The sequence below is a fragment of the Mycobacterium sp. MAA66 genome (genome assembly GCF_041261665.1).
GTDB lineage: Bacteria > Actinomycetota > Actinomycetes > Mycobacteriales > Mycobacteriaceae > Mycobacterium.
On sequence record NZ_JBGCCC010000005.1, the window covers coordinates 124,583 to 139,660 of the forward strand.

The following is a 15,078-nucleotide window of genomic DNA, read 5'->3' on the forward strand; positions in this document are numbered from 1 at the left end:
GACATCAGGCTTTGTCGAACTCGAGGTGCAGGTCGATCAGACCGCGCAGGATGAACGTCGGGATGTAGCGGTACCGCCGATCGTCCGGATCGCCGTGCTTGGCTGCCGAGATCCGAATGTCGGCGGTGCGGTCCAGCAGCCGCTCCAGCGCGACCTTGGTCTCGGCGCGGGCCAGCGGGGCGCCCGGGCAACTGTGGATGCCGCGACCGAAAGCCAAGTGCTGGCGGGCATTTTTGCGGACCGGGTCGAAGGTGTCGGGGTCCTCGAAGCGGCGCGGGTCGCGGTTGGCTGCGCCATTGAGCACCATCACCGTGGTGCCCTCGCTCAATTCCGCCTCCCCCACCGTCACCGGACAGCGTGACAGCCGAAAGTCGCCCTTCACCGGGCTCTCGATGCGCAGGCACTCTTCGATGAAATTCGTTATCAGGCTTCGATCTTCGCGCAACAGCCGCTGAATCTCCGGCTGCTCCCCGATCACCTTCAGTGCCGTGCCCAGCAGTCGGACCGTGGTCTCCTGACCGGCCGAGAAGACGTTGGTGGCAACGCGCGCAACGTCTCCGACATCCGGAACCGAACCATCCGGGAAAGTGGCGGTGGCCATTCCGGTCATGACGTCGTCGCGCGGGTTCTCCCGCCGGTCCTGGACATACGAGGCGAAGAGGTCGTAGAGGAACTCCAATGGGCTGTGCGCCAACGCTTCTTCGCCGGTGCCGCCGACGCCACCGCCGGAGTTGTGGCTGATGCCGTTGATGAAGCTGTTCCGATCCTCCTCGGGAATGCCGAGCAGGTCGGCGATCACCAGCAGGGTGAAGGGGCTGGCGAAGCCCTTGATGAACTCGCCCTCACCCGGATCCAAGAAGGTGTCGAGCACCTCGTCGGCGAGCTTCCACATCGCGTCCTCGTTCTCTTTGAGGCGCTTGGGCGTGATCAACCGCATGAGCAGGGCGCGGTGGTCGGTGTGGGTGGGTGGGTCCAGCGTGGGCAGCTGATCGCTGAAGGGCAGTTCGGGACGGTGCTTTTCGATCAACACACTGATCTCATCCTTGCTCTTGCCCTGCAGTGGTACCGGGAATCCGGGGAATGGACCGGTCACCGACGTGACGGACGAGAAGGTGTCGGCGTCGTTGTAGATCTGAACGGCCTCGTCCCAGCCGCTGACCATGGTGACGCCGTGGTGGTTCTCCGGGGTCACCGGGCACCTGTTGCGCAGCGCGGCGAAGTACGGGTACGGATCGGCGACCAATCGATCGTCCCGGAAGAAATCCATGTCGGTCGGGCTGTCCGCCATCTGCGCTCCGTTTCGGCGATCTCGCAATAGGAGAATATGACTCTCACTATTGAACATCAAGATTTTCACAGCCGCCGGGTCCGCGTCAACGTCCCTCGTCCGCAAGTCCGTCGGACCGCGCGGGGCACTGCGAAAAGTTGACCCTGGTCAGAATTGCGGATCGGCGATAACGTGCAGCTATGCCACGGATCGGCGCACCGATAACGCCTGACCGGGGTCAGCGTCGAGCATCTCTGGCGCAGTCCCGATCCAAGGAAACCAAGCGGATGCTGGTGCAGGCCGCGATGGCGTTGTGGCGCACCAACGGCTACGCGACCACCACCGTGGCCGACATCTGCCGGGCAGCCGGCGTCTCCAAGGCGCTGTTCTACTTCTATTTCCCCCGCAAGGAGGATGTGCTGTTCGAGGTCGGCGTCATGTCGACCAAAGCAGCGCAGCGCACGATCGCCGGCTTGTTGGGCACCGACTCCGACGACTACGACATGGCCGAGGTCATCTCCGCGGCACTGCACAGCATGGAGAACTCCATGAACCAGAACCCGCGCGAACTGATCGTCGAGACCATTCTCGAGGGCTATCGCCATGAACACCGCATCCTGAACGACGGCACCCCGCCCGACCTGGGGGGCGGCATGTTCACCGAGCTGTTCGCGCGGGCCCGCACCGACGGCAAGCTGCCCGAGGCGACCAACGTCAACCACTTGGCTTATCTGGCCATGACACTGGTCAGCGAAGGCGCCCGGCATTGGGCCGCGGGCGCCTTCGGACACCGCTCATTCGCCGAGGTGGTCGGCGCGGACATCTGCACCCTGATCGCTGGAATTCAGCAGACCGAGAATTGAAGGAGATGTCATGGCTTGGGATTTCGAAACCGACCCGCAATTCGCCGAACTGCTGGAGTGGGCCGACACGTTCGTGCGTGACGAGGTCGAGCCACTGGACCTGATCTGGCCGCACCTGCAGTTCACCCCCCTCGATGAGACGCGCCGCAGCGTGGTCGATCCACTCAAGGCGCAGGTGCGCGCAAAAGGCTTGTGGGCCACCCATCTTGGCCCCGAACTCGGCGGGCAGGGCTACGGTCAGCTCAAGTTGGCGTTGCTCAACGAGATCCTGGGCCGCAGCCAGTGGGCGCCCATCATCTTCGGTTGCCAGGCGCCGGACACCGGCAACGCCGAGATCATCGCGCACTACGGCACCGCCGAGCAGAAGGAGCAGTACCTTCGACCACTGCTGGACGGCGAGGTCTTCTCCTGTTACTCGATGACCGAACCGCAGGGTGGTGCCGACCCCACCCAATTCAAGACCTCCGCGGTCCGCGACGGCGACGACTGGGTGATCAACGGCAACAAGTTCTTCTCCTCCAACGCCTCGACCTCCTCGTTCCTGATCGTCATGGTGGTGACGAATCCAGATGTCAGTCCGTACCAAGGGATGTCGATGTTCCTGGTGCCGACTGACACCCCCGGAGTGACGATCGTGCGGAACTCCGGCCTGTACGGCGAAACGGATGGTCATGGCTCGCACGCACTGATCCATTACGACAATGTGCGGGTGCCGAACTCCGCCGTGCTCGGCGGTGAGGGGCAGGCCTTCGTCATCGCCCAGACCCGCCTGGGCGGTGGTCGCATCCACCACGCCATGCGCACCATCGGACTGGCACAGCGGGCCCTGGACATGATGTGCGAGCGGGCGTTGTCCCGGCACACCGCGGGCAGCCTGTTGGCCGACAAGCAGGCGATCCAGGCCTACATCGCCGATTCGTGGGCCCAACTGCAGCAGTTCCGGCTGCTGGTGCTGCACACCGCATGGAAGATCGACAAGTACAACGACTACAAGAAGGTCCGCAAGGACATCGCCGCGGTCAAGGTCGTCATGCCCACGGTCTTGCACGACATCGCTTGGCGCGCAATGCAGGTACATGGGGCACTGGGCGTCACCAACGAGATGCCGTTCCTGGCCATGGTCACCGGTGCGGCGGTGATGGGTCTGGCCGACGGACCCACCGAAGTGCACAAGACCACGGTCGCCAAGCAGGTGCTGCGCGACTACCACGGTACCGACGGCTTGTGGCCCACCGAGTGGTTGCCCGGCAAACGCGAAGCGGCACAGGCCAAGTACGCCGAATTCCTGGAATTGGAAGTGGGCAATCAATGAGCGATCCCACCATCGACATCGCCCGCCTGACCGAGTGGATGGATGACGCCGGGCTGCCCGGCGCGGGCGAACCGACCGAGGCCGAATTCCTCTCCGGCGGCACCCAGAACGTCATCTATCTGATCACCCGCGGCGAGCATCGCAGCGTCATCCGGCTCCCACCGCCGGGCGCCCCGGCCGACCGCGACAAGGGCATCCTGCGCGAGTGGCGGATCATCGAGGCCCTCGATGGCACCGAAGTTCCACACACCAAGGCCATCGGGGTGTGTTCGGACGCCTCGGTGTTGGGCCGGCCGTTCTACGTGATGGGGTTCGTCGACGGCTGGTCACCAATGGACCAGCACACCTGGCCCGAGCCGTTCGATTCCGATCACGGACTGCGTGCCGGGCTGAGTTATCAACTCGCCGAAGGGATTGCCCTGCTGTCGAAGGTGGATTGGCAAGCCAAGGGGCTACAGGACCTGGGCCGTCCCGACGGGTTCCACGAGCGCCAGGTGCAACGCTGGACCGGGTTCTTCGAGCGGATCAAGGGCCGCGACATCGACGGCATGGACGAGGCCACCGCATGGTTACAGCACCACGCACCACTGGATTTCGTCCCCGGCCTGATGCACGGCGACTACCAGTTCGCCAACGTGATGTACCGACACAGCGAGCCGGCCCAGCTGGCCGCGCTGGTCGACTGGGAGATGGGCACCGTCGGGGACCCCAAGCTGGACCTGGCCTGGATGGTGCAGGGCTGGCCCGAAGACCCCACTGCCCCAGAGGCTTCCGAGACCGGGTATGTCGATATGCGCTACATGCCGACCCGCGATCAGGTGGTCGCGCACTACGCGGAGGTGTCCGGACGCCAGGTCGACGATCTCGACTACTACCTCATCCTGGCCAAGTGGAAGTTGGCCATCGTGCTGGAACAGGGCTTCCAGCGCGCCGGCAATGACGTCAAGCTGCAGGCGTTCGGCCCTATCGTCCCCGAGTTGATGGCCTCGGCGGCCGAGTTGGCCGCCTCAACCGACTACCCTCGGTAGCCGTGCGCGCCGCAGTCTGCCTGGAGCACGGTCCGCCCGAAGTGGTGCAGGTCATCGAGTTGCCGGTCCCCACCGCGGCGGCCGGCCAGGTCCTGGTCCGGGTGTCGGTGGCCGCGGTGAACTTCCCGGACGTCCTGCTGGTGGCCGATCGGTACCAGGTCAGTGTTCCAGCGCCGTTCGTACCGGGCAGTGAGTTCTCCGGGGTGATCACCCAAGTGGGCTCGGGGGTAACAGATTTCGCGGTCGGTGACCGAGTGACCGGGACGACGATGTTCGGGGCGTTCGCCGAGCAGACGTGCGTGCCGACCGCCGCGTTGGCGCGGATACCGGAGGACATCGACGACCGGACCGCGGCGGCTTCCGGCGTGGCGTTCCGCACCGCGTACCACTGCCTGCGGTCGATGGCTCTGGTTTCGGCAGGTGATGTGGTGGTGGTGCTCGGCGCCGGCGGTGGCGTCGGGCTGGCATCGGTGGCGCTGGCCACCGCACTCGGGGCGCGGGTGATCGCGGTGGCATCGTCGGACGAAAAGCTCGACGCGGCAAGTCGATACGGAGCCGCAGTGTCGATCAACTACCGCGACGAGAACCTACGGTCCGCGCTGAAGCAGGCGCTACCCACCGGCGCCGACGCGGTGGTCGATCCCGTCGGCGGTGACTTGTCCGAACCGGCGCTACGGGCGCTGAGCCGCGGCGGGCGGTTCGTCACGGTCGGCTACGCCTCCGGCGATATTCCAAGCATTCCGCTGAACCTGGTCCTGATCAAGGGAATTCAGGTACTGGGATTCCAATTCCAGGACGTGCCGGCCGCCGAGTTCACTCGCAACGAGCATGAGTTGCGCGAGTTGCTCAGCTCCGGTGCGGTCCGTCCGCACATCGGGGCCGAATTCGCATTGACTGACACCGCCGCCGCGCTTCGGATGGTCGCCGACGGCAAGGCGATCGGCAAGGTACTGATCAGCCCCTGAGTGCCGGCCACCACGAAATCAGCTGGCGGGCACCAGGTCCGCAGCCACCGAGGGACATGTCATGACGCCACAGCGGAACACCTCGGCGCCTGCCACCACCCCACCGGCACCCAGCGCATTCATCGCCTGCGTCTTGAATGCCATTGCAGCGGAACTTAATTCGTGCTGAACGCAATCGACAGTGGCATCGAGCTCCGACGGCCAACTCTCGCCCCACAGCGTGACCTCGGTCATTCCCTGCTCCAGCGCCCCGAGCACACCCTCCCGCACCTGGTCATTGCTGGTGAACAGGTCCGCCGCCACCGCGACGGTCTGCGGATGCGGGCGCTGCTCCCACAGTTGCATCGCCGACTCGAGATCGCCGACCTCGACACCGAGGATCTGCAGCGGGCGCAGGTCGGCGGCGGATTGCGCACCGGAGATCAGCACGGTGACATCCCAGCCGGCCATCACCCGGTCGACCAACCAGCCACCGGCTGAGGCCACCACGTCGGCCACGCTCGGCGCGACCACATCGAGGCGGTACCGCATGTCGACCTCCTGGGTCGCGGTCATCCGGTCACCAGCTCCACGGCGAAATCGCGTGTCAGGGACTCCGCGTAACCCTTGAACACTGCGACCAGAGGGATTGATGGGTCGAGTAGCCATGCGGTCTCCATTCCATTGACAAATGCCAGTATTTCCACGGCCTTGATGGCCGCGTCGATGTCTGTGCGGTAGCGGCCCTCGTCCTGGCCGGTCCGGATGATGTCGGCGACGATGTTGGTGGCCGTGCGCTGACGGTTCAGCAGCCGGTCGTGCAGGAGCGCATCGGGAGCGATGTTCTCGATCAGCAGCACCGAGAAGGTCCCGACCAGCTCCGGCGCCCGGACGAAACGTTCGGCGACCCGGCCGATCTCGTGCGCGAGATCGCCGGATAGATCAGCGTGTGCGTTGTCGTCTGCGTCGCGGGCGTCCAGGACCGCGTCGAGCAGGGCTTCCTTTGATTCGAAATGGTGCAGCAGGCCGGCCGGACTGACCCCGGCCTCCCGCGCGATCTGCGCCAGCGAGGTGTTGCGCCAGCCGTTGCGAGCCACCAGCCGCTCCGCGACCTCGAGAATCCGCTGCTTGCGGTCCTCGCCCTTGGCCAGCAGCGACGCATATGGCCTCGGCGTTTCGGGCGACGCGGTCACGGACAACCTCTCGTTCAACCAACCAACTGAACACACAGTAGGTTGGTTCGCGACATGTGGCAAGCATCACTTTTTCTGCGACCGCAACGAGCTGCCGAGTTACACGCTCAGCTAGCTTTGTAACTGCCTGTCACGCGGGCCGGAGCTGGGGCAGTTCACGCCGGGCGATGTCGCGCGCATCGCCGACGTCGATTCCGAGGGCCCGCAGCAGGAGTTCGGCCGTGGCAGAACCGGCGTCGCGCCACGTCTGATGCCCTTCCAGGACCAGCCACATAGCACTGATGGTGGACCCCATGATCAGTGCCGCAACGCTTTCTCCATCAGCCCGAGTGATCACGTAGCGGCCCGCGTCGATTCCGTTCATGACATCCGACATGGTGGGGCCGACCATGACGCTTCGCAGCGCACCCTCGGCCAGGCCGAACTTGACGATGAAACGGCCGAGTTCGGGATTGTCGTGTCCGTATCGGATCCACATCCGCACGCCGGTGGCCAGCCGCGCCGCCGGGTCGTCGATGCCGTCAAAACTGTCGGACACGCGCCGGTGCAGGTCGGCGCTGAAGTCGGCAACGACGCGGTCAAACAGGTCGTCCATGGAACCGACATTGCGATAGAGGGTGCCGCGGGCGACGTTGGCCTCGGCGGCCAGTTCGCTGACCGTCAGCTGGGTCGCACCCTTCTGCACGAACAACCGGATCGCGGCCTGGTTGATCCGTTGTTCGGTAGAGGTCAACGCGGTGCCCCTCTCAGGTCTGGGCAGTCGCGGACACATTGTCACGTCGCCGATCCATCAACAACTCTACTGCAATATTTAGAACACTATTGATCGATATTAAACACTAGTGTTCAATGGTCTTAGCGGTCACAAGTCCCGCTGACCATCCGTTCGACGTGTCCTGGGCGACCGCCGCTCGAGGGCTGGGAGTTGGCACGGGTCCGCGGCGCCGGCATCTACCCCGACACGCACTCTCGCGTCCCGACAGCGCGGAATCGATCCGCGCTGACACGACTCATCACGAAAGGACAATCGCGATGACGGACACCGTCGGCGACCACCGGGGCCTGCACAGCCAGCGCGGCGCACTCACAGGCGAACATCCCGGCCGCAGCGCCAATCCGGTGATCAAGGTTGCCGACCTTGCCTGGCTGGAGTTCGACAAACCCGACTTGCGGCGCGCCGAAATCTTCGCTCACGCTTTCGGTTTCGCGACCGTGTCACGTACGGACACCGAACTGCAGTTACGTGGTACCGACCCCGCCGCCCCGTGCGTGATCATTCGACGGGGACCGACGACCCGATTTCGGGGTATGGCCTTCACCGCCGCCGACGGTGATGTGCCGCGCCTGGCAACAGCCACCGGAACTCAGGTGCAGCCACTTCCCGATTCGCTCGGCGGGGTGGCCGTGGCGCTGGTCGATCCCAGTGGCCTTCCGGTCAAAGTCGTCAGCGGCACCCGCCCGCTCGATCCGGTGCCGGCGCAGCGCCCGCAGACCTACAACATCGGTCACGACCTCGGCCGCGTCAACGCCACCCAGCGCCCACTGCGGGCACCTGCTGCCGTCCAGCGTCTCGGACACGTGGTGCTACAGACCACGAAATATCGTGCGGCACTGGACTGGTACCTCGACACCCTCGGGATGATCGTCAGCGACTTCCAGTTCTACCCCGGACAGCGTGACCGGGGACCTACCATGAGTTTCATCCGCTGCGACCGCGGTTCGGAGCCGGCCGACCATCACACGGTGGCATTGGCGCTGGGCCCGGCCAACCGATATCTGCATTCGGCGTATCAGGTCTGCGATCTCGACGCCTTGGCCGCGGGCGGCGAGCACCTCAAAGACAATGGCTACCAACGCTCCTGGGGCATCGGCAGGCACATCCAAGGCAGCCAGATCTTCGACTACTGGCGCGACCCCGACGACTTCCTCGTCGAACACTTCACCGACGGCGACATGTTCGACAACACCCTCAAACCCGGCTGGGCACCGTTGACCGCTTCCGGGCTGGCCCAGTGGGGGCCGCCGGCCACCACCGATTTCCTCGGCACCGGCGCACGCCACCTCCGCGGCGAAGCGACCGCACTGCTCACCGCATTGCGGGAAGAGAACGAATTCGACCTGCACCGCCTCATCGGCCTTATGAAAGTAGCCCGATCATGACCATCGCCGTCCTGCGTACCGCCGATGCCTGGTGGGTCCAAACCCGCTCCGGCGCAGCGCAGATCGATACCGTGGCAGCCACTACCGGCGAACTGCTGGCCGACCGCGCCGCCATCGAGGTCGCCGCGGCCTCGAACACGATGGCGGATATCGACAGCCTCCAACTGGTGTCACCGGTCACCGCGCCGTGCCGGGTGATCGCCCAGATGACCAACTTCGTCTCACACGTGACCGACTCGGGCATGGATCCGAAGACGATCCCCCTCACGTTCTTCCGCAAGTCATCGGCGTCGATCACCGGTCCATTCGGCGACATCGTCAAACCCGCCCATGTACAGCTGCTCGACTACGAAGTCGAGGTCGGGCTGGTCATCGGCCGCGACGTCCCCGTGGGAACCTCCTTGACGGCCGCGGACCTTCCTGAGGTGGTGGCCGGGCTGGTGGTGACCAACGACGTCTCGGCCCGCGACATCCAATTGCCGCAGACCCAGTTCTACGAGGCGAAGTCGTATCCGAGCTTCACCCCAGCCGGCCCGGCACTGGTCCTGCTCGACGCCGACGACTGGAAGCGGTTCGGCGATCTGCACCTGCGACTGAAGGTCAACGGCGAACTGCGCCAAGACATGCACGTCGGCCCTGACATGATCTACAAACCGCTGAAAGCCCTGCAGTCACTGACGCGATTCCAGGACCTGTCCGCCGGTGATCTGATCCTGACCGGAACCCCGGTCGGCACCGCGCTGAGCGCACCACCTAAGCCGATCGAGCTGATCGGCGCCCTGCTGCCCCCGGCACTGAAGTGGAGGGCGTTCTTCAAACGCCAGGGAAGCAATCCGAAGTACCTGCATCACGGCGACGTCGTAGAAGCCAGTGTGGCCACCGACGACGGTGCCATTGACCTTGGCACGCAACGCAACACGGTGCGATTCGCATGACCGCGCCACCTATTCACACGACCTCGATGGTGTCACCGCTGATGCTGCGCCGCGACCTGACCCGACAGACTGCGACCGATCACTGGAAGGGCGTTCACGCCGACAAAGTCAAGAAGCTGCCGAACATCGTCGAGTACAACCAGCGACTGTTCTCCGAGACCGATCACGGATTCTGGCCCACCGCAGGTGGAATCGGCACCATCGTCCCCGACGAGTGGCACGTCGACGGTTGTGCAGAGATCCGGTTCCGCAGCCAGGCCAGCTTGCTGTCCACCGGCTTGTTCGCCAAAGAGGTGTATCTCGACGAGCAGAACGCGTTTGCGCGGGTGCTCGGCCAGCTCACCGGTCCCGGTGGGGGTCGTTGGTGGACAACAGGTTTCGATGGCACTCTGGGGCAACACGTGGCGGTGCTGCTACGGCGCCGGCGCGGCGCCCGCGGAACGGCGTTCCATCGTTTCGTTCGTACCGAGCTGGCCCCGGCGCTTGTGGCAGCTGGCGCAGCCGATCTGCGCGCCTACACGTTCCTGCCATGGACTGCGCTGGCCCACCAGTCACCGGGCGTAGCCCACGACAATCCGATCCAGCATCGCTACCACGGCATGGTGTTCTTCGGAGCCGCCGATCGCGCTGAGATCGACAGCATCATGAACTCCGCTCCCCTGGCCCGCGTCGTCGTTGAGCAGAACCAGGTGCTGACCGCAGCGCATGCGTTCGCGTTGGAGCGCACCGTACCGGTAATCGGCGGCCCTGGCGCCGGTTCATGAACACCGCATCGGCCACCCTGCGATGCCGGCGCGGTGCGACACCGGTGTCAATGTGCGGTCATCAACTTTGCAACGCCGCGCATGACTGTCCGGCTCGCAAAGGATTTGGCGTTGTCGATCAGTGATCGAGACGGCGGAGCGGGTGCCGCACCGAGACGCGGGAACAACGCAAGCGCGTTGTTGCGGTCGATCGCCGCGCGAGTGACGGTGTCGAGGTCGTAGTTTTCCAGCCCGGCTGCGAACAGTTTGGCGGCCGGCAGTGGCGCAAACGGCCAGTCCGAGCCGAAGGTGATGTGGCCCGGCTTGGCGAAGCCCAGCAGCGACGGCAGCGCAGCGGCGCTGGACGACAGCGCGGTGTCGAAGTAGAAACCGCGGAACTCGTCAAGGGTGTCGGCGGGGCTCGCTCCGGTGTCGCTGGTGATCGCCACCGCCATGCGGTGGCTGGCATAGGGCACGAAACCCCCAGCGTGACTGAGGATGAACTTGATGTCGGGATATCTGCGGCGAATCCCATTACGCACCAACAAGTATGCCGCCCGCGTGGTGTCGAGAAGAAAGTCGGCGGCAAACGGCAGCACGCCCGGGACGGTCGGCCCTGGTAGATCGGCGGGGTGAATGAACACCACCGCCGAGCGCTCATTGAGGGCGGTGAACAGGTCGTCCTGTCCGTCTTCACCGAGATACACCCCGTTGCTGTTGGCCAGCAGCACAACGCCGTCGGCCGTCAGACTGTCCAGGGCACGAACGGTTTCGGTGACCGCTGCGTCGACGTGTGGCATCGGGATGGTCGCGAAAAAGCCGAACCGGCCGGGCCGTTCCCTCACCACGCCGGCCAGATGATCATTGAGGTCGCGGGCCAGTCCGGCGGCGTCGGCGGCCCGCTGCAGGAACGTCGTGCCGGGCGTGGATACCGACAAGATCGCCGTGCTGACCTCGAGCGCGTCCATGGTCTCCAGCGAGGCTTCGGGGCTCCACTGCGGTAGTGCGCGACCGCCGGCTTCGTCGATGCCGGCCGTGCGCAGAGCCGTACGGTAGTCCGCCGGAACGGCGTGGTGGTGCGTATCGATTCTCGCCATGAGTGTGTCCTGATCAGTTGTCGGGGATACCGGCACCGGCCAGTGCGGGTACCGAGTCTTCGCGGTGCAACAGTGAGGCGGCACCGATCTTGAACTGTTCGAGCTTGTCGACGATGCTCTGCCCTGCCGGTGTGTGACCCCAGATGCTGATGCCCTGGTAAGTCGTTGGTTCCCAGGTATTTTCGTCGACGACAATCGGGTTCCAGCCGACCTCCCACTCGAACCCCGACGGGGTCAGCGCGTAGTACGAGAGCTCCCTGTCGTTGGTGTGCTGACCGACCCCCAACGCCATGTCGAAGCCGAGTTCTTTGACCCGCTGATACGAGGTAGTCATGTCGTCGAGATCGGCAACCTGGATGTTGAGGTGTTGAACTCGCGTGCGGATCGGGTTGAGCGGCAACCGGTTGACGGCCGCAACTGCCACGGAGTGGTGGCGTTCGTTGACCCGCAGGAATCGGATCTTGAATTTGATCCCGCTGATCGTCTCGTCGATGTAGTCCGACAGTCGGGCATCGAAGACGGTGCTGTAGTAGCCGCGCGTCAGGTGCGGATTCTTGGTGGTCAGCGCGACGTGTCCCAAACCGGCGTCGCCGGTGACGAATCCGCCACGGTTGACCATCTGCAGCGGGGTGTTGCCGGTGCGCGCTCGCGTGAAGATCTCCTGAGTGAGGCCGTTCGGGCCGGGAAATCGCACCAGACGTTCCACACCCCGCAGGTTGGCTTGCTCCGCGGTGCCCTCGGCGACCGGCACGCCCGTGCGGGTGACGCGGGTCAGGATTTCGTCGAAGGTGGCGTGGTCGTCGAGTTGCCAACCCAGTGCCGTGACGTCTTCTGCGGGTCCGCGCTGTAGCAGGAATCGGCATTCATGGTCATCCAGGCGGAACCGCATGACGTCACCAGAAAGGTCATCGGCCTGCATGCCGATGGCATCCCGCCCGAACCTGCGCCAGTCTGCGAACTTCTGAGTATCGATGACGACATAACCCAGGTGGACGTTTCCGAAGACGCTACTCATGGGCGAGTGTCGAATCAGCACTGAGGAATTCGGCGACAAGCTGGTTGAAAAGCTCCGCGCGTTCCCATTGCATCCAGTGTCCGGTATGGCTGGTCATCACCAGTTCGGCGTTCGGCAGCGTGTTGAGCAGCATCGGGCCGCCGGAGGGTTTGTTGACCTTGTCGTCGCGGCCCCACAGCACCAACGTCGGGGTCTGCAGGGTTTTCAGCCGCGGGTCGCGAGTGAAGTCCATACGCCACAGGGTCAGTGGTGCCGTCGGGCCAGACGGCCGGCGCAGTGGTGGGTTGGCGATCACCTCGGGGTCGATGGATGCCCGGTAGCGCAGGTCGATCAGCTCGTCTGGCACCGACTCGCCCTCGTAGACAAGGTAATTACGGATGAAGTAGGCCAGTTTGTCGCGACTGGGGCCGTCTCCGCCGTAGTAGCCGAGCAGACTGCTGAGTCCGGCGGTCGGCAGGCCCCGGGTCGTGCCGATGCCGCCGGGACCCATCAGCACGAGCTTGCCCACCCGGTGGGGAGTGTCCAGTGCCAGGCGCAGGGCTGCCGCGCCGCCGTAGGAGTTGCCGATCAGGTGGGCGGTGTCGATACCGAGCTCATCGAGCAGGCCGCGGATCGCGGTGGCCAGTGCGCCGAACGGATCGGATTGGTTGAGCGTCTTGGTGGATCGGCCGTAGCCCGGCATGTCGGGCACGATCACCCGGTAGTTGGCTGCGAGGGCGTCGATGTTGCGGAAGTAGTTCGAGACTCCCGAGGCGCCCGGCCCTCCGCCGTGCAGCATCACCACTGCCGGACCGGTGCCGGCCTCGGCGTAGAAGATGGGCCGGCCGTTGACGGTGATCGTGTGTTCGGCCAATGCGGTGATGGTCATGCGAGGACTCCGTCTCGGGTCGGGAAGGAAGATGCAACGGGCTTCAGGCCGACTGCCGGCGCACGCAGCGGCTGCCCGAAATCGACTGCGGTATAGATGAATCCATCCGGGCGCACAACGACTGCCACGGCGTTCATACTGGCGAGCCACTTGGTCAGCGCGCCGGTGTGGTCTGTCAGGTCGCTGCCGATTCCAATGCTGCGCACCCCGCGCGCCGACCAGGCCTGGGCTCCGCTCGGTGCGGCACCCAGGTGCAGCACGGCCCATTGACGGTCGAGGATGTCGTCGAGTCGAACGATGTCTCCGGTGGTGCCCTCAGTCACCCACGGTTGCGGAATCTGCCAGCCGATGGCCCCACCCTTACGCAAACCAGGCACGTGGCGGGCTGATGAGGCGAAGAAGCCGGCGTCGTAATGGGCGTCGGGTATCCAGCATCGTTTCTGCAGGAGCGTGAGGGCACCAGGGATTTTCGTGAAAGCACGGATCACCCGATTGCGTACCGCCGCGATTGCCCGACTCCGTTCGGTGATCAGCCGGCCGGTGAACACCGCACGGCGGGTCACCTCGGTCACGTGCGGTTTGCGTTCGGCCTCATAGGAGTCCAACAGAGACTCGGGCGCCTGGCCACGAAGCACCGCAGCGATCTTCCAGCAGAGGTTGGCCGCGTCGCGCACTCCGGCGGACATCCCTTGCCCGATCCACGGCGGCATGGCGTGCGCGGCATCCCCGGCCAGCAGCACTCTGCCGACCCGCCACCGGTCGGCAACGCGTACATGGTGGCTGTAGACCACCGCGCGCAGGACTTCGACGTTCTCTTCGGTGATGCCCTGATCGTGGAGCACTTTCCAGACCGAGGCATCGCTGACCAGGTCTATGTCAGATTCGCCTGCGCGAGCGGGGAATTCCCAGCGGTGGTGTCCCAGTGGGGTCGGGCAATCCACGGTAGGTCGATCGGGATTGCAATGAAACCGCAAGCGGTCGTGTGCATCCCACTCTTCGATGACCTTGGTATCGATGACCACCCAGCGCTCCGAGTAGGTACGACCCGAGTAACCCACACCCAGGAGCCCGCGGGTCGGCGAAGATCCGCCGTCAGCGGCGATCACGTACGCGGCGCGGACCTTCTTGACGGTGTCGGTACACAGATCCGCCAAGAGCAACTCGACGTGGTCACCTTTGTTCAGTGCCCGCAGCGATTCGTGTTCGAGCAGCACCTCGACGTTCGAGAACCGGGCGACGCCTTCGCGGAGCACCTTATCGATCGCTGGTTGATAGATGAACTGCTGCGGTGGATGACCGCATCCGCGACCAGTGATGGTCATTTCGAAGAACGGCACACCGTCGGCATCGACGAAAGCGACCGGCCGGTCGGGCAACATGTCCTGCTGCAGTCGATCCGCCAAGCCGATCGACTGCCACACCCGCAGCACCTCTTCGTCTGTGGAGATGGCCCGCGCTCTGTTGTAGATGTCGGGATCACGTTCGACCACAATGACTTTCAGGCCGAGCTGGCCCAACAGATTCGCCGCGGTCGCGCCGGTGGGTCCATAGCCGATGACGGCGACGTCGTAGATGTCCTGAGCGCTCACTGGGCCTCCGGTTGCTCTGTAGTGATCGCTACGGTAATGTAGCGATCACTACGGAGTCAAGACC

The 15,078-nt window shown here is 64.7% G+C and carries 15 protein-coding genes; 7 read left to right on the forward strand and 8 right to left on the reverse strand.

The features are described from left to right. Positions 1–4: 4 nt before the first annotated feature. The gene (locus ABIA30_RS16870; protein ID WP_370067360.1) at positions 5–1,288 is read right to left on the reverse strand and encodes a cytochrome P450; all 1,284 of its coding nucleotides are present in this window, start codon (positions 1,286–1,288) and stop codon (positions 5–7) included. A 179-nt stretch (positions 1,289–1,467) separates the two neighbouring features. Here ABIA30_RS16870 and ABIA30_RS16875 point away from each other — a divergent pair, with 179 nt between their 5' ends. The 4 genes from ABIA30_RS16875 to ABIA30_RS16890 are packed head-to-tail and all read left to right on the forward strand — an operon-like array spanning position 1,468 to position 5,435. After that, positions 1,468–2,130, forward strand: coding sequence for a TetR/AcrR family transcriptional regulator (locus tag ABIA30_RS16875; RefSeq protein WP_370067362.1), 663 nt, complete (start codon positions 1,468–1,470; stop codon positions 2,128–2,130). A gap of 10 nt (positions 2,131–2,140) precedes the next feature. Next, complete coding sequence (locus ABIA30_RS16880) at positions 2,141–3,442, forward strand: acyl-CoA dehydrogenase family protein (RefSeq protein ID WP_370067364.1); 1,302 nt, start codon at positions 2,141–2,143, stop codon at positions 3,440–3,442. Then, on the forward strand, positions 3,439–4,470 hold the full coding sequence (locus tag ABIA30_RS16885) for a phosphotransferase family protein (protein ID WP_370067366.1): 1,032 nt from the start codon (positions 3,439–3,441) through the stop codon (positions 4,468–4,470). The genes ABIA30_RS16880 and ABIA30_RS16885 overlap by 4 nt, the downstream gene beginning before the upstream one ends. 2 nt (positions 4,471–4,472) lie before the next feature. Beyond that, on the forward strand, positions 4,473–5,435 hold the full coding sequence (locus ABIA30_RS16890) for an NADPH:quinone oxidoreductase family protein (protein ID WP_370067368.1): 963 nt from the start codon (positions 4,473–4,475) through the stop codon (positions 5,433–5,435). Positions 5,436–5,453: 18 nt separating this feature from the next. On the opposite strand, the gene ABIA30_RS16895 is transcribed toward ABIA30_RS16890, so the two are convergent. From ABIA30_RS16895 to ABIA30_RS16905, 3 genes are all read right to left on the reverse strand, one after another. Continuing rightward, on the reverse strand, positions 5,454–5,966 hold the full coding sequence (locus ABIA30_RS16895) for a hypothetical protein (protein WP_370067686.1): 513 nt from the start codon (positions 5,964–5,966) through the stop codon (positions 5,454–5,456). Between the two features lie 20 nt (positions 5,967–5,986). After that, positions 5,987–6,613 carry a TetR/AcrR family transcriptional regulator gene (locus ABIA30_RS16900; protein ID WP_370067688.1) on the reverse strand — a complete coding sequence of 209 codons (627 nt, stop codon included), beginning with the start codon at positions 6,611–6,613 and terminating at the stop codon, positions 5,987–5,989. A 124-nt stretch (positions 6,614–6,737) separates the two neighbouring features. Further along, entirely contained in the window at positions 6,738–7,340 is a 603-nt protein-coding gene (locus ABIA30_RS16905) for a TetR/AcrR family transcriptional regulator (RefSeq protein WP_370067370.1), read from the reverse strand. 299 nt (positions 7,341–7,639) lie between these two features. Here ABIA30_RS16905 and ABIA30_RS16910 point away from each other — a divergent pair, with 299 nt between their 5' ends. The 3 genes from ABIA30_RS16910 to ABIA30_RS16920 are packed head-to-tail and all read left to right on the forward strand — an operon-like array spanning position 7,640 to position 10,466. Further along, positions 7,640–8,767, forward strand: coding sequence for a VOC family protein (locus tag ABIA30_RS16910; RefSeq protein ID WP_370067372.1), 1,128 nt, complete (start codon positions 7,640–7,642; stop codon positions 8,765–8,767). Next, on the forward strand, positions 8,764–9,702 hold the full coding sequence (locus tag ABIA30_RS16915; RefSeq protein ID WP_370067374.1) for a fumarylacetoacetate hydrolase family protein: 939 nt from the start codon (positions 8,764–8,766) through the stop codon (positions 9,700–9,702). The genes ABIA30_RS16910 and ABIA30_RS16915 overlap by 4 nt, the downstream gene beginning before the upstream one ends. Then, the gene (locus tag ABIA30_RS16920; RefSeq protein WP_370067376.1) at positions 9,699–10,466 is read left to right on the forward strand and encodes an EthD domain-containing protein; all 768 of its coding nucleotides are present in this window, start codon (positions 9,699–9,701) and stop codon (positions 10,464–10,466) included. Before ABIA30_RS16915 ends, ABIA30_RS16920 begins: the two co-directional genes overlap by 4 nt. A 47-nt stretch (positions 10,467–10,513) precedes the next feature. Here the strand turns inward: ABIA30_RS16920 and ABIA30_RS16925 are convergent, their stop codons facing one another. Genes ABIA30_RS16925 through ABIA30_RS16940 form a run of 4 tightly spaced genes read right to left on the reverse strand, consistent with a single transcriptional unit; the run spans position 10,514 to position 15,014 of the window. Further along, the gene (locus ABIA30_RS16925) at positions 10,514–11,542 is read right to left on the reverse strand and encodes an amidohydrolase family protein (protein WP_370067378.1); all 1,029 of its coding nucleotides are present in this window, start codon (positions 11,540–11,542) and stop codon (positions 10,514–10,516) included. Between the two features lie 13 nt (positions 11,543–11,555). Further along, complete coding sequence (locus ABIA30_RS16930) at positions 11,556–12,557, reverse strand: VOC family protein (protein ID WP_370067380.1); 1,002 nt, start codon at positions 12,555–12,557, stop codon at positions 11,556–11,558. Further along, entirely contained in the window at positions 12,550–13,425 is an 876-nt protein-coding gene (locus ABIA30_RS16935) for an alpha/beta fold hydrolase (RefSeq protein WP_370067382.1), read from the reverse strand. The genes ABIA30_RS16930 and ABIA30_RS16935 overlap by 8 nt, the downstream gene beginning before the upstream one ends. Then, positions 13,422–15,014 (reverse strand): bifunctional 3-(3-hydroxy-phenyl)propionate/3-hydroxycinnamic acid hydroxylase, encoded by a 1,593-nt coding sequence (locus tag ABIA30_RS16940; RefSeq protein ID WP_370067384.1) that lies wholly within the window; start codon positions 15,012–15,014, stop codon positions 13,422–13,424. The genes ABIA30_RS16935 and ABIA30_RS16940 overlap by 4 nt, the downstream gene beginning before the upstream one ends. Between the last annotated feature and the right edge of the window lie 64 nt (positions 15,015–15,078).

Excerpts from the sequence above, each read along its gene's own strand:
- ABIA30_RS16930 (WP_370067380.1), bottom strand. The coding sequence starts at position 12,557 with ATGAGTAGCGTCTTCGGAAACGTCCACCTGGGTTATGTCGTCATCGAT.
- ABIA30_RS16870 (WP_370067360.1), bottom strand. The coding sequence starts at position 1,288 with ATGGCGGACAGCCCGACCGACATGGATTTCTTCCGGGACGATCGATTG.
- ABIA30_RS16935 (WP_370067382.1), bottom strand. The coding sequence starts at position 13,425 with ATGACCATCACCGCATTGGCCGAACACACGATCACCGTCAACGGCCGG.
- ABIA30_RS16875 (WP_370067362.1), top strand. The coding sequence starts at position 1,468 with ATGCCACGGATCGGCGCACCGATAACGCCTGACCGGGGTCAGCGTCGA.
- ABIA30_RS16895 (WP_370067686.1), bottom strand. The coding sequence starts at position 5,966 with ATGCGGTACCGCCTCGATGTGGTCGCGCCGAGCGTGGCCGACGTGGTG.
- ABIA30_RS16885 (WP_370067366.1), top strand. The coding sequence starts at position 3,439 with ATGAGCGATCCCACCATCGACATCGCCCGCCTGACCGAGTGGATGGAT.
- ABIA30_RS16925 (WP_370067378.1), bottom strand. The coding sequence starts at position 11,542 with ATGGCGAGAATCGATACGCACCACCACGCCGTTCCGGCGGACTACCGT.
- ABIA30_RS16880 (WP_370067364.1), top strand. The coding sequence starts at position 2,141 with ATGGCTTGGGATTTCGAAACCGACCCGCAATTCGCCGAACTGCTGGAG.
- ABIA30_RS16915 (WP_370067374.1), top strand. The coding sequence starts at position 8,764 with ATGACCATCGCCGTCCTGCGTACCGCCGATGCCTGGTGGGTCCAAACC.
- ABIA30_RS16920 (WP_370067376.1), top strand. The coding sequence starts at position 9,699 with ATGACCGCGCCACCTATTCACACGACCTCGATGGTGTCACCGCTGATG.
- ABIA30_RS16910 (WP_370067372.1), top strand. The coding sequence starts at position 7,640 with ATGACGGACACCGTCGGCGACCACCGGGGCCTGCACAGCCAGCGCGGC.